The sequence below is a fragment of the Pseudomonas sp. DVZ6 genome (genome assembly GCF_024259445.1).
GTDB lineage: Bacteria > Pseudomonadota > Gammaproteobacteria > Pseudomonadales > Pseudomonadaceae > Aquipseudomonas > Aquipseudomonas peradeniyensis.
This window is the reverse complement of the sequence record NZ_JANCLM010000003.1, coordinates 80,294-93,082: the sequence shown is the minus strand read 5'-3', so window position 1 is coordinate 93,082 and position 12,789 is coordinate 80,294. Positions and strand designations below refer to the sequence as shown.

Genomic DNA, 12,789 nt, shown 5'->3' with positions numbered 1-12,789 from the left:
CCTTTCTTATTGGTGGGGATTGAGGATCAACATCTGTTCCTCGGGGAAGTAATGCTCATCGCAGTTGTTGCCGGAACCACTGCGATCAACCACCAGGAAGTCATCCCGCTTTTCGATCGTCAGCACCGGGTGGTGCCAGACGCCGCGATGGTAATTGACGCCCTGCCTGCCATTACTGCGGAAGGCACGGACCAAGCCTGATACAGGTGCATCGCCAACCGGCGCGACCACGATCAGAAAGGGGTTGCCGAGCAGCGGGATGAAAGCCTGGCTGCCCAGCGGATGGCGCTCCAGCATGCGGACGGTCAGCGGCATGTCCAGCGCGTCGGCGCGGAAGATGCTGATGATCGCCTTGTCCTCGGGCTCGGCGGTCTCGACCGTGGCGAGCTTGTGGAAGCGCATGGTCGAGCCATTGTTGATCATGAAGTGGTCGCTGCCGTCGGTTTCGATCACGTCACCGAAGGGGGCGAAGGCTTCTTTGCTCAGGGGCTCGATCATCAGGGTGCGCATGCGGGTCTCTCTTATATGTTCGTTGTACTGAAAAGTTCGGCTGTCGCTTACAGCTGCAGCAGGCGGAACAGGGCAATCAGGTTGATCTGCGCCAGGGCTTCCTTGAACTCGGCATCCTGGTCGTTGTGGATGCGTTTTTCGAAGGCGGCGAGGATCTGGTGCCGGTTGCTGCCCTTGACCGCCATGATGAACGGGAACTGGAACTTGGCCTTGTAGGCGTCGTTCAGCTCGGTGAACCGGGCGAACTCCTCGGCGGTGCACTGGTGGATGCCGGCGCCGGCCTGTTCATTGGTGCTCGATTCGGTCAGCTCGCCCTGGATGGCGGCCTTGCCGGCCAAGTCCGGGTGAGCGTTGATCAGGGCCAGTTGCTCTGCGTGGCTGGCGCTGAGCAGGATGTCGCTCATGCGCTGATGCAGCGCCTCGATCTCGTCCAGCTCGGCCAGCTGGCCCAGGTCGTAGGCTTTCTCGGCGACCCACGGCGAGTGCTCGTAGATGTCGGCGAAGGCGGCGACGAAAGCGGCGCGCTCGAGGGTGGAAGGCTTGAGGGTCTTGAAGGCGGTCATCAGGCGTTCTCTTTCTTGTACGGGTGGGTGGCGTGCCAGTGGCGGGCGATGTCCACGCGACGGGCGAACCAGACCTGCTCGTGGCTCTTGGCGTAGTCGACGAAGCGCTTGAGCGCGGCCAGGCGTGCCGGGCGGCCGACCAGGCGGCAGTGCAGGCCGATCGAGAGCATCTTCGGTGCCTCGGCGCCCTCGGCGTAGAGCACGTCGAAGGCGTCCTTCAGGTACTGGAAGAACTGCTCGCCGCAGTTGAAGCCCTGCACCTGGGTGAAGCGCATGTCGTTGGTGTCCAGGGTGTAGGGGATCACCAGGTGCGGCTTGTCGGTGGGGTTGTTCGGCTCCCAGTAGGGCAGGTCGTCGTCGTAGGTGTCGCTGTCGTAGAGGAAACCGCCTTCCTCCATCACCAGGCGCCGGGTGTTCGGGCCGGTGCGGCCGGTGTACCAGCCCACGGGGCGCTCGCCGGTAATCTCGGTGAGGATGCGGATGGCCTCGAGCATGTGCTCGCGCTCTTGCGCTTCATCCATGTACTGGTAGTCGATCCAGCGGTAGCCGTGGCTGCAGATCTCGTGGCCGGCCTCGGCCATGGCACGGATCACGTCGGGGTGGCGCTGGGCGGCCATGGCCACGGCGAAGATGGTCAGCGGCACGCCGCTGTCCTTGAACAGCTTGAGCAGGCGCCAGACGCCGGCGCGGCTGCCGTATTCGTAGAGCGACTCCATGCTCATGTTGCGCACGCCCTGCAACGGCTGGGCGGCGACCATTTCGGAAAGGAACGCTTCGGACTCCTTGTCACCGTGCAGGATGTTGCGCTCGCCACCTTCTTCGTAGTTGAGCACGAAGGACAGCGCAATGCGGGCATTCCCCGGCCATTGCGGATGAGGTGGGTTGTTGCCGTAACCGATCAGGTCGCGTGGGTAGTCAGCGCTCACTGCAGTCTTCCTTCTTGTACGTTAATGCGGGTGGTGGGCGCGCCGCGTCGGGATGTCGCACCACCGGATGGGCTGATTGTATACAACTTCTTAAATCTTTTGTAAGCCTGTTTTTCCGCATTTCTTCCCATTTGTCGCGTGAGAATGACTTGCAAGAAACCTGCCTGATTGGTCAGGTAATGCCAAGGATGGCGGCATGGCGCGTGTCTTTGCGACTGGCGGCCTGTTCTGTTGAGGTTGCGCGGGAGGGGATAAAAAATTGTGTACAATTTATCGGTAAACTGTCTTAATGGCTTCATTCCCGCACGCCGCAGGCCTCGTGCCCGGTGATTGCCGTGTATTTTTTGCCCACGCATACGACAAGAGGCGACAAGCAAATGGGACGTTTGACCACACATGTACTGGACGCCGCGCATGGCTGCCCGGGGAGCTCGATCAAGGTCGAGCTGTACCGCGTCGAAGGCCAGCAGCTGGAACTGGTGAACACCGCCCTGACCAACAGCGATGGCCGCGTCGATGCGCCGCTGCTGCAGGGTGACGATTACCGCACCGGCGTCTATCAACTGCAGTTCAGCGCCGGTGACTACTACCGCGCCAAGGGCGTGAAGCTGCCGGACACCGCGTTCCTCGACGTGGTCGTGCTGCGCTTCGGTATCGACGAGCAGCAGGAGCACTACCACGTGCCGCTGCTGATCTCGCCGTACAGCTATTCGACCTATCGTGGAAGCTAGTTGGTCGCTAGAAGAATCTTCGTAGGTCCTTGGCCCGCTCTCACACTGGCGGGCTTTTTTTCGTCTGTTGTTTTTACACTTCGGGCGCGACCTGCCCTGTAGGAGCGGCCTTGCGCCGCGAATGGGCTGCGTAGCAGCCCCTGGATCTCAGCGTCTACGCATGGATTGCCGGGGCCGCTGCGCGGCCCATTCGCGGCGCAAGGCCGCTCCTACAGGGGGATCGTCATGAGCAGGCAAAAAGAAAGGGCGCCGAGGCGCCCTTGGTTGTTGCAGCCGGGTCAGAGGAATACAAACTTGGCAATGAAGATCAGGCACAGCACCCACAGGCTCGCCGAGATCTCCTTGTACTTGCCAGTCCCGGCCTTGAGTGCCACATAGCTGATGAAGCCCAGGGCAATGCCGTCCGCCACCGAGAAGGTCAGCGGCATCATGATCACCGTGACGATCGCCGGAATGCTGTCGGTGGCTTCGTCCCACTCGATATGCGCCATGCTGCCCATCATCAGCATCGCCACATAGATGAGTGCACCGGCGGTGGCATAGGCCGGGATCATCCCGGCCAGCGGGGCGAAGAACATCGCGGCAATGAACAGCACGCCCACCACCACGGCCGTCAGGCCGGTACGCCCACCCGCCGCCACACCCGCGGCACTTTCCACATAGCTGGTCACTGGCGGCACGCCGACCACCGCGCCGAACACGCTGGAGGTACTGTCGGCCTTCAGCGCCCGCGACAGGTTCTCGATGCGTCCGTCAGGCGCCACCAGGTTGGCGCGCTGGGCCACGCCCATCAGCGTGCCGGCGGTGTCGAACATGTGCACGAACAGGAACGCCAGCACCACGCTGATCATGCTGACGTTGAACACCCCGGCCACGTCCATGGCCATCCAGGTCGGCGCCAGGCTCGGCGGCATCGACATCACCCCGCCGAACTTGACCAGGCCCAGGCCCCAGCCGGCCAGGGTGACGCCGATGATGCTGATCAGGATCGCGCCGAACACCCGCTTGTAGCTGAGGATAGCGATCGACAGGAAGCACACGGCCGCCAGCAGTGGGCCGGGCTCATGCAGCGAGCCCAGCTTGACCAGGGTGGCCGGGCTGTCGACGATGATGCCGGCGGTCTTCAGGCCGATCAGCCCGAGAAACAATCCGACGCCGGCCCCCATGGCATGGCGCAGGCTTACCGGGATGCTGTTGAGCAGCCACTCGCGCACCCGCGAAACGGTCAGGAACATGAACAGCACGCCCGAGACGAATACCGCCCCCAGCGCCGTTTCCCAGTTGTAGCCCATGGTGCCGACCACGGTGTAGGTGAAGAAGGCATTGAGGCCCATGCCCGGCGCCAGGCCCACCGGCCAGTTGGCGTACAGGCCCATCAGCAGGCAGCCGAGGGCGGCGGCGATGCAGGTGGCGACGAATGCCGCACCGTGGTCGATGCCGGCGTCGGCCATGATGTTGGGGTTGACGAAGATGATGTAGGCCATGGTGATAAAGGTGGTCACCCCGGCGATCAGTTCGGTCCTGACGGTAGTGCCATGTCGCTTGAGTTTGAAAATCCGCTCCAGCCAGCCCGTTTCGAGCGGTGGGGCGAGATCCAGCGTAGGTGCTTCGGATTTGCGGCTTTCCACAGCGAGTACTCCTCAAGTCTTTCTTGTTGTTCGAAGCCTGGTCCTGAGCTGATGCACTTGGGGGCTTCGCGAGGGAGGGTGTGGCAGACGTCCGACCATTTTGTTGACTTCTGGGTCAGGAAGTTGCTCGCAGGATTATGCTTTTGTGTACAAATAAAGCAAATAATGTTTTATCTTTTGTGCGTACAAACGGTCGTACAACGGCTATATAGGTAAAAGGCCACCTGCAGAATCGGGTCAGCCTGTGTACAATGGCGCCATACCTTGGCCCTTCATCTTCATTTCCGGACTTGCCATCCCCCCGTCGACAGGCAGTACAGTCACGGTCCGACTGGCAGATCCCCTGTGCTCGAGCGCCCATGAACGAACAGCTGCAACCTCTGAAAAAACCTGTGCGCACTGGCAAGGCCGGCCGCAGCGGTACCCAGGACGACATCGTCTACGCGCACATCTTCGAGGCGATCCTCGAGCAGCGCCTGGCTCCGGGGACCAAGTTGAGCGAGGAAGCACTGGGCGAGATCTTCGGCGTCAGCCGCACCATCATCCGCCGCGCGCTGTCGCGCCTGGCCCACGAAAGCGTGGTGCTGCTGCGGCCCAACCGCGGCGCAGTGGTGGCCAGCCCGACGGTGGAAGAGGCGCGCCAGGTGTTCTTCTCCCGGCGCATGGTCGAGCGCGCCATCACCGAACTGGCCGTGCAGCACGCTACCGTCGAGCAGCTCAACGAACTGCGCCAGATGGTCCGCGAGGAGCGCGACAGCTTCTCCCGTGGTGACCGTGGCGCCGGCATCCGCCTGTCCGGTGAGTTCCACCTCAAGCTGGCCGAGGCGGCGGGCAACGCGCCGCTGGTGAGCTTCCAGCGCAGCCTGGTGTCGCAGACCTCGCTGATCATTGCCCAGTACGAGAGCGGCAACCGCTCGCACTGCTCGTACGACGAGCACATGCAACTGATCGACGCCATCGAGGCGCGTGACGCCGAACAGGCGGTGAGCCTGATGATGCACCACATGGACCATATCGACAGCAAGCTCAACCTCGATGAGGAGAGCGCCTCGGACGATCTGCACGCGGTGTTCTCGCACCTGCTGAAAAAGCCCAAGGCCACCGCCAAGGGTTGAACGTTTGCCTGCCTGACTCAGGGCCCTTTCGCGGGCAAACCCGCTCCCACAGGAAATGCGTTGCCATCAAGCAGGGCATTGTCCCTGTGGGAGCGGGTCTACCCGCGAAAAGGGCCTTGGTCGTTTCTGGCCACTTGTCAAAGCTCTGCTAGATTTCTCCTCAGCAAACCTTCATCAAGCAGTTGGGCTTGCGCAGTCGTTGCGTCCAATTACTTGAGGAATGCTCCATGAGTTCGTCCCTGGGTGTACGCATGGGTGCCGAGTTGGTCGGCACGTTCTGGTTGGTCCTTGGCGGGTGTGGCAGCGCGGTGCTGGCGGCCAGCTCCCCGGTCGGCATCGGGGTCCTCGGTGTCGCCTTCGCCTTTGGCCTGACGGTCCTGACCATGGCCTTCGCCATCGGTCATATCTCCGGTTGTCACCTCAACCCCGCCGTGTCGTTCGGCTTGGTGGTGGGCGGGCGCTTCCCGGCCAAGGAATTGCTGCCCTATGTGATCGCCCAGGTGATCGGCGCGATCCTCGCCGCAGCGGTGATCTACTTCATCGCCAGCGGCAAGGCCGGTTTCGAGCTGGCCAACGGCTTGGCCTCGAACGGCTACGGCGAGCACTCGCCCGGTGGCTACAGCTTGGCGGCAGGCTTCACCAGCGAAGTGGTGATGACCGCGATGTTCCTGGTGATCATCATGGGCGCCACGGATGCCCGGGCGCCGGCGGGGTTCGCGCCGATCGCCATCGGCCTGGCGCTGACCCTGATCCACCTGATCTCGATCCCGGTGACCAACACCTCGGTGAACCCGGCGCGCAGCACGGGGCCGGCGTTGTTCGTCGGTGGCTGGGCCGTGCAGCAGCTGTGGCTGTTCTGGCTGGCACCGCTGATCGGCGCGGCGATCGGCGGGGCTTTGTACCGCGGGTTGGCGAAGCAGCCCTAGCTGCCTATCGCGGGGCAAGCCCGCTCCCACGGAGCCCCGCGATCTTGTCAGCGCTGGTGTACGCAGCGCCCGGCGGCGTAGGTTTCGCGCACGGTGCGGTCGTCGCCCAGGGTGGTGAGCACGAACAGGGTCTCCTCGATGTTCTTCGACTGCTGCAGGCGGTAATCCAGCAGCGGGGTGGCCTTGTAGTCGAGCACCACGAAGTCGGCGTCATTGCCCGGGCGCAGGCTGCCGATGCGGTCGTCCAGGCGCAGGGCGCGGGCGCCGCCGAGGGTGGCCAGGTACAGCGACTTGTAAGGGTGCAGGCGTGCGCCTTGCAGCTGCATCACCTTGTACGCCTCGTTCAGGGTGTTGAGCAGCGAGAAGCTGGTGCCCGCGCCGACGTCGGTGCCCAGGCCCACATTGACCTTGAAGCGCTCGGCCTGAGGCAGGTTGAACAGGCCGCTGCCGAGGAACAGGTTGGAGGTCGGGCAGAAGGCGATGGCCGAGCCGGTCTCGGCCAGGCGCTGGCATTCGTCGTCGCACAGGTGCACGCCGTGGGCGAACACCGAGCGCTCGCCGAGCAGCTCGAAGTGGTCGTAGACGTCCAGGTAGCCTTTCTGCTCGGGGAACAGCGACTTGACCCAGTCGATTTCCTTGAGGTTCTCCGACAGGTGGGTATGCATGTACACGCCCGGGTGCTCCTTGAGCAACTGGCCGGCCACGCTCAATTGCTCCGGCGTGCTGGTCGGCGCGAAGCGCGGGGTGACCGCGTAGTGCAGGCGGCCCTTGCCGTGCCAGCGCTCGATCAGCGCCTTGCTGTCGCGGTAGCTGGATTCGGCGGTGTCGGTCAGGTAGTCGGGGGCGTTGCGGTCCATCATCACCTTGCCGGCGATCATGCGCAGGTCGAGGCGCTCGGCCTCCTCGAACAGGGCGTTGACCGACTCGGGGTGCACGCTGCCGAACACCAGGGCAGTGGTGGTGCCGTTGCGCAGCAGTTCCTTGAGGAAGATCTTCGCCACCTGGTCGGCGTGGCCCTTGTCGGCAAACTGCTTCTCACAGGGGAAGGTGTAGGTGTTCAGCCAGTCCAGCAGTTGCTCGCCGTAGGAGCCGATCATGCCGGTCTGCGGGAAGTGGATGTGGGTGTCGATGAAGCCCGGGGTGATCAGGGCGTCCTGGTAATGCTGCACCGGGATGTCGGCGTCAAGGGTCGGCAGCAGCTCGCTGGCATGGCCCAGGGCGCTGATGCGGCCGTTGTCGACCACCAGCAGGCCGTCTTCATAGTATTCGCAGGACGCCTCAAGGCCGACCTCGGCGGGGTCGGCGATGCTGTGCAGGATGGCGGCTCGGTAGGCTTTGCGGGTTGCGCTCATGGGGCTCTCGTCAAAGGGTCTGGCTGCGTCGCGAGGACGGCAGCAACTGGGCGATGGGGCCTGAATTGGCGGCAGCGTCGTGCTGGCCGAAGCAGGCGTTGTAGGTGGCAATGATCTCGGCGGCGATGGACACGGCGATCTCGATCGGCAGCTTGCCCTTGACCTCGGCCAGGCCCATCGGGCAGCGCATCCGCGCCATTAGCGTGTCGTCGAAACCGCGCTCGCGCAGGCGGTGCTCGAACTTGACCCGCTTGGTCTTCGAGCCGATCAGGCCGAACCAGGTGAAATCGTTGCGCTTGAGGATCGCGGCGGTCAGTTCCAGATCCAGCTGGTGGTTGTGGGTCATGACGATGCAGTAGCTGCCGGCGGGCAGGTCGGCGACTTCGTCGACCGGCTCTTCGCTGACGATCCGGCTCACCCCGTTGGGGATGGCGTCGGGGAACTCCTGCTCGCGCGAGTCGATCCAGCGCACCCGACAGGGCAGCGCGGCGAGCAAGGGTACCAGAGCGCGCCCGACATGGCCCGCGCCGAACACGGCGATCTCGGCCTGCACGCCGGTCATCGGCTCGAACAGCAGCACGGTGGCGCCGCCGCAGCACTGACCGAGGCTGGCGCCGAGGCTGAAGCGCTCCAGGTGTGGGGTGCTGCGGTGTTCCTCGAGCATCTGCCGGGCAATGTGCAGGGCCTTGAATTCCAGGTGGCCGCCGCCGATGGTGTCGTACAACGCGCTGGCGCTGACCACCATTTTCGAGCCGGCGTTGCGCGGCGTGGAGCCGCGTTCCTCGATGATGGTCACCAGGACGCAGGGTTCGCCGCGGGCTTGATGGTCGGCGAGGGCGTTGATCCATTGGTGCATGGTGTGAATCCTCCTCGATCCCCTGTGTAGGAGCGGCCTTGTGCCGCGAAAGGGCTGCGCAGCAGCCCACAAATCTTCATTGCGGCACAGATCCAGGGGCCGCTGCGCGACCCTTTCGCGGCGCAAGGCCGCTCCTACAGAGGGGCGCGCTGTCAGTGCGTCACCGGTTCCAGTTCCTGTTCCACAGGCTGCTGCGCCGCCACCGCCTTGCGCATCTGCTCACATCCCCACAACACCCGCTCCGGCGTCGACGGCGCGTCGATCTCGGGCTGCACACGGTAGTCGGCGATGCTCGCCACCGCGTCCTTGATCGCGCACCAGGCGGCGATACCGAGCATGAACGGCGGCTCGCCCACGGCCTTGGAATGGAACACCGTGTCCTCGGGGTTCTTGCGGTTTTCGACCAGCTTCACACGCATGTCGATCGGCATGTCGGCCACCGCCGGGATCTTGTAGCTGGCCGGGCCGTTGGTCATCAGCTTGCCCTTGGCATTCCACACCAGCTCCTCGGTGGTCAGCCAGCCCATGCCCTGGACGAAGCCGCCCTCGACCTGGCCAATGTCGATGGCCGGGTTCAGCGAGTCGCCGACGTCGTGCAGGATGTCGGCGCGCAGCATCTTGTACTCGCCGGTCAGGGTGTCGACGATCACCTCCACGCACGCCGCGCCGAAGGCGAAGTAGTAGAACGGCCGGCCACGGGCCTGGGAGCGGTCGTAGAAGATCTTCGGCGTGCGGTAGAAACCGGTGGTCGACAGCGACACCTGGGCGAAGTAGGCCTGCTGCACCAGTTGCTCGAAGCTGACGATCTGGTCGCGCACGCGCACATGGCCGTTGCGGAACTCGACGTCCTCCTCGGTGACGTTGTAGTGCCGGGCGGCGAACTCGGTCAGGCGCTTCTTGAGGATCTCGGCGGCGTTCTGCGCTGCCTTGCCATTCAGGTCGGCGCCGCTGGAGGCCGCGGTCGGCGAAGTGTTGGGCACCTTGTCGGTGTTGGTGGCGGTGATCTGGATGCGGTCGAAGTCGACCTGAAACACCTGGGCCACCACCTGCGCAACCTTGGTGTTCAGGCCCTGGCCCATCTCGGTGCCGCCGTGGTTGAGGTGGATGCTGCCGTCGGTGTAGATGTGGATCAAGGCACCTGCCTGGTTGAGGAAGGTGGCGGTGAACGAGATACCGAACTTCACCGGGGTCAGCGCCAGGCCCTTTTTCAGTACCGGACTGTTGGCGTTGAAGCGGCGGATTGATTCGCGGCGCTCATGGTAATCGCTGCTCGCCTCGATCTCGGCGGTCATCTCCTCGAGCATGTTGTGCTCGACGGTCTGGTAGTAGTGGGTGACGTTGCGCTCGGTCTTGCCGTAGTAGTTGGCCTTGCGCACCGCCAGCGGGTCCAGCGCCAGGTGGCGGGCGATATGGTCCATCACCTGCTCGATGGCGACCATGCCTTGCGGGCCACCGAAGCCGCGGTAGGCGGTGTTGGAGGCGGTGTTGGTCTTGCAGCGGTGGCCGTGCACCGTGGCGTCGCCCAGGTAGTAGGCGTTGTCGGAGTGGAACATGGCGCGGTCGACGATCGAGCCGGAAAGGTCGGGCGAGTAGCCGCAGTTGCCGGCCAGGTCGAAGTTGATGCCGTGCAGGCGGCCGCTGTCGTCGAAGCCGACGTCGTACTCGACGTAGAACGGATGGCGCTTGCCGGTCATCATCATGTCTTCGACGCGGGGCAGGCGCATCTTGGTCGGCTGGCCGGTCAGGCGCGCGATCACCGCGCACAGGCAGGCGGGGCTGGCGGCCTGGGTTTCCTTGCCGCCGAAGCCACCACCCATGCGGCGCATGTCGACGACGATCTTGTGCATCGGCACGTCGAGCACCTCGGCGACCAGCTTCTGCACCTCGGTGGGGTTCTGCGTGGAGCAGTAGACGATCATGCCGCCGTCTTCGCTGGGCATCACCGAGCTGATCTGGGTCTCCAGGTAGAAATGCTCCTGGCCGCCGATGTGCAGGCTGCCCTGGATGCGGTGCGGGGCGCTGGCCAGGGCCGTGTCCGAATCACCGCGCTTGTGGGTGTGGCTGTCGAGCACGAAGTGCTTCTTGCGCAGCGCCTCGACCACGTCGAGCACCGGTTCCAGGTCTTCGTACTCGACGATCGCCGCCATCGCCGCGCGGCGCGCGGTGTCCAGGTCGCGGGCGGCCACGGCGAGCACCGGCTGGCCGAAGAACTCGACCTTGTCGATGGCCAGCAGCGGGTCGCCGGCCACCACCGGACCGATATCCTTGAGCCCCGGGATGTCCTCGTGGGTGATGGCGATGCGCACGCCTTCGAACTGATAGCAGGGCGTGGTGTCGATGCGCAGGATGCGCGCATGGGCGCGGTCCGCGGTGCGCGCATAGACGTGCAGCTGGTTGGGGAATTCCAGGCGGTCGTCGATGTACACCGCCTCGCCCGCCACGTGCTTGTCGGCGCTGTCGTGCTTGAGGCTGCGGCCGACCCCGGTGGTCAGGTCCTGGCTGAACAATGCGGCCATCTCGGCCTGGCTCTTGACGGCGTGATGATTAGACATAGGCGGTCACCCGGGTTTCGATGTGCGGCGTTTGCAGTTCGATGAAGTACTTGCGCAGCAGGTTCTGCGCGGTCAGCAGGCGGTACTCGCGGCTGGCGCGGAAGTCGCTGAGCGGGGTGAAGTCCTCGGCCAGGGCCTGGCAGGCACGCTCGATGTTGGCCTGGTTCCACGGCTTGCCGCGCAACGCGGCTTCGCAGGCGCGGGCGCGTTTCGGAATCGCCGCCATGCCGCCGAAGGCGATGCGCACGCCGCTGACCACGCCGTTCTCGATGCTCAGGTTGAACGCCGCGCACACGGCGGAGATGTCGTCGTCCAGGCGCTTGGACACCTTGTAGGCGCGGAACGCCCAGTCATTGCTGGCGCGCGGCACGATGATTTTCTCGATGAACTCGCTGTCCTGGCGCGCGGTGATGCGGTAGTCGATGAAGTAGTCTTCCAGGGCCAGGGTGCGCTGGCGCTCGCCCTGACGCAGGACGATCTGCGCGTCGAGGGCGATCAGCAGGGGCGGCGAGTCGCCGATCGGCGAGGCGTTGCCGATGTTGCCGCCCAGGGTGCCCTGGTTGCGGATCTGCAGCGAGGCGAAGCGGTGCAGCAGGTCGCCGAAGTCGGGGTATTCCTCATTGAGCGTGGTGTAGCAGTCGGTCAGCGGGGTGGCGGCGCCGATCTCCAGGTGGGTGGCGGTCTTGTCGATGCGCTTGAGCTCGGCGACATGGCCGACGTAGATCATCACCGGCAGGGTGCGGTGGAACTGGGTGACCTCCAGCGCCAGGTCGGTGCCGCCGGCCAGCAGGCGCGCCTCGGGGTGCGAGCTGTACAGGTCGGCCAGGTCGGCCACGGTCAGCGGCACCAGGCAGCGCTTGTCGCCGCTGTTGAGCTCGCCGGTCTGTTGCGGAGCGATGGCCTTGAGGCGGGCGATGGTCTGCGCCTGCTGGGCGTCGAACTGGTCGCGGCAGGGGCGGGCGCAGCTCTGCTCGGCGGCTTCGAGGATCGGCCGGTAGCCGGTGCAGCGGCACAGGTTGCCGGCCAGGGCCTCCTGGGCCTGGTGCAGGTCGTGGCCCTCGCTGTTCTTCTGCAGGGCGAACAGCGACATGACGAAACCGGGGGTGCAGAAGCCGCACTGCGAACCATGGCAGTCGGCCATGGCTTTCTGCACGCTGTGCAGTTCGCCCTGGTGCTTGAGGCCCTCGACGCTGATCAGCTGCTTACCGTGCAGGGAGGACACGAACGTCAGGCACGAGTTGAGGCTGCGGTAGCGGATGGCGTCGCCGCCCTGGTCGTTCTGGACGAGTTCGCCGACGACCACGGTGCAGGCGCCGCAGTCGCCGCTGGCGCAACCTTCCTTGGTGCCGGGTTTGCCCAGGTGCTCGCGCAGGTATTGCAGCACCGTCATGTTCGGGTCCAGGGCGTGCTCGTTGCGCAGCTCCTGGTTGACGAGAAACTGGATCACGGGGGAGGGCCTCGCAATGGTTTTATTGTTGTTCGGGCGGACTCTAAGCAACGCTTGACCCTGAGGTCAATAATTTTCTGACTCAAAGGTCAAGATTTCGTCCAGAGGCCTTCCGAACCGCTTCATCGAGCCTTTCTCCAAGCATAGTTCGCGCCGAGTGGGAAAGTTGACCCGCCAGTCGCA

At 64.5% G+C, this 12,789-nt stretch carries 11 protein-coding genes; 3 read left to right on the top strand and 8 right to left on the bottom strand.

The window, feature by feature from the left end; genetic code table 11:
* Positions 1–6: 6 nt before the first annotated feature.
* Genes NMG10_RS02805 through puuE form a run of 3 tightly spaced genes read right to left on the bottom strand, consistent with a single transcriptional unit; the run spans position 7 to position 1,999 of the window.
* Positions 7–510 carry an ureidoglycolate lyase gene (locus tag NMG10_RS02805; RefSeq protein WP_050706598.1) on the bottom strand — a complete coding sequence of 168 codons (504 nt, stop codon included), beginning with the start codon at positions 508–510 and terminating at the stop codon, positions 7–9.
* Between the two features lie 47 nt (positions 511–557).
* Positions 558–1,073, bottom strand: coding sequence for a 2-oxo-4-hydroxy-4-carboxy-5-ureidoimidazoline decarboxylase (gene uraD, locus NMG10_RS02800; RefSeq protein ID WP_028692845.1), 516 nt, complete (start codon positions 1,071–1,073; stop codon positions 558–560).
* Entirely contained in the window at positions 1,073–1,999 is a 927-nt protein-coding gene (gene puuE / locus NMG10_RS02795) for an allantoinase PuuE (RefSeq protein ID WP_232856778.1), read from the bottom strand. The genes uraD and puuE overlap by 1 nt, the downstream gene beginning before the upstream one ends.
* 377 nt (positions 2,000–2,376) lie before the next feature.
* On the opposite strand from puuE, the gene uraH reads away from it, so the two are divergent.
* Positions 2,377–2,730: a hydroxyisourate hydrolase gene (uraH, locus tag NMG10_RS02790; RefSeq protein ID WP_028692847.1), complete on the top strand. Its 354-nt coding sequence runs from the start codon at positions 2,377–2,379 to the stop codon at positions 2,728–2,730.
* Positions 2,731–3,008: 278 nt separating this feature from the next.
* On the opposite strand, the gene NMG10_RS02785 is transcribed toward uraH, so the two are convergent.
* The gene (locus tag NMG10_RS02785; protein ID WP_203651739.1) at positions 3,009–4,358 is read right to left on the bottom strand and encodes an NCS2 family permease; all 1,350 of its coding nucleotides are present in this window, start codon (positions 4,356–4,358) and stop codon (positions 3,009–3,011) included.
* Between the two features lie 359 nt (positions 4,359–4,717).
* Here NMG10_RS02785 and NMG10_RS02780 point away from each other — a divergent pair, with 359 nt between their 5' ends.
* Positions 4,718–5,473, top strand: coding sequence for a GntR family transcriptional regulator (locus NMG10_RS02780; RefSeq protein WP_203651740.1), 756 nt, complete (start codon positions 4,718–4,720; stop codon positions 5,471–5,473).
* Between the two features lie 227 nt (positions 5,474–5,700).
* Complete coding sequence (gene aqpZ / locus NMG10_RS02775) at positions 5,701–6,399, top strand: aquaporin Z (protein WP_203651742.1); 699 nt, start codon at positions 5,701–5,703, stop codon at positions 6,397–6,399.
* 47 nt (positions 6,400–6,446) lie between these two features.
* Here the strand turns inward: aqpZ and guaD are convergent, their stop codons facing one another.
* The 4 genes from guaD to xdhA all read right to left on the bottom strand — a co-directional run bounded on the left by guaD (position 6,447) and on the right by xdhA (position 12,606).
* Positions 6,447–7,751: a guanine deaminase gene (gene guaD / locus NMG10_RS02770; protein ID WP_203651744.1), complete on the bottom strand. Its 1,305-nt coding sequence runs from the start codon at positions 7,749–7,751 to the stop codon at positions 6,447–6,449.
* A gap of 10 nt (positions 7,752–7,761) precedes the next feature.
* The gene (xdhC, locus tag NMG10_RS02765; protein WP_254463804.1) at positions 7,762–8,607 is read right to left on the bottom strand and encodes a xanthine dehydrogenase accessory protein XdhC; all 846 of its coding nucleotides are present in this window, start codon (positions 8,605–8,607) and stop codon (positions 7,762–7,764) included.
* 152 nt (positions 8,608–8,759) lie between these two features.
* Positions 8,760–11,159 carry a xanthine dehydrogenase molybdopterin binding subunit gene (gene xdhB, locus NMG10_RS02760; protein WP_254463803.1) on the bottom strand — a complete coding sequence of 800 codons (2,400 nt, stop codon included), beginning with the start codon at positions 11,157–11,159 and terminating at the stop codon, positions 8,760–8,762.
* Entirely contained in the window at positions 11,152–12,606 is a 1,455-nt protein-coding gene (xdhA, locus tag NMG10_RS02755; RefSeq protein ID WP_254463802.1) for a xanthine dehydrogenase small subunit, read from the bottom strand. The genes xdhB and xdhA overlap by 8 nt, the downstream gene beginning before the upstream one ends.
* Positions 12,607–12,789: the final 183 nt, after the last annotated feature.

Coding starts and splice junctions, on each gene's coding strand:
- aqpZ (WP_203651742.1), top strand. CDS start 5,701: ATGAGTTCGTCCCTGGGTGTACGCATGGGTGCCGAGTTGGTCGGCACG.
- uraH (WP_028692847.1), top strand. CDS start 2,377: ATGGGACGTTTGACCACACATGTACTGGACGCCGCGCATGGCTGCCCG.
- uraD (WP_028692845.1), bottom strand. CDS start 1,073: ATGACCGCCTTCAAGACCCTCAAGCCTTCCACCCTCGAGCGCGCCGCT.
- xdhB (WP_254463803.1), bottom strand. CDS start 11,159: ATGTCTAATCATCACGCCGTCAAGAGCCAGGCCGAGATGGCCGCATTG.
- guaD (WP_203651744.1), bottom strand. CDS start 7,751: ATGAGCGCAACCCGCAAAGCCTACCGAGCCGCCATCCTGCACAGCATC.
- NMG10_RS02780 (WP_203651740.1), top strand. CDS start 4,718: ATGAACGAACAGCTGCAACCTCTGAAAAAACCTGTGCGCACTGGCAAG.
- NMG10_RS02805 (WP_050706598.1), bottom strand. CDS start 510: ATGCGCACCCTGATGATCGAGCCCCTGAGCAAAGAAGCCTTCGCCCCC.
- xdhC (WP_254463804.1), bottom strand. CDS start 8,607: ATGCACCAATGGATCAACGCCCTCGCCGACCATCAAGCCCGCGGCGAA.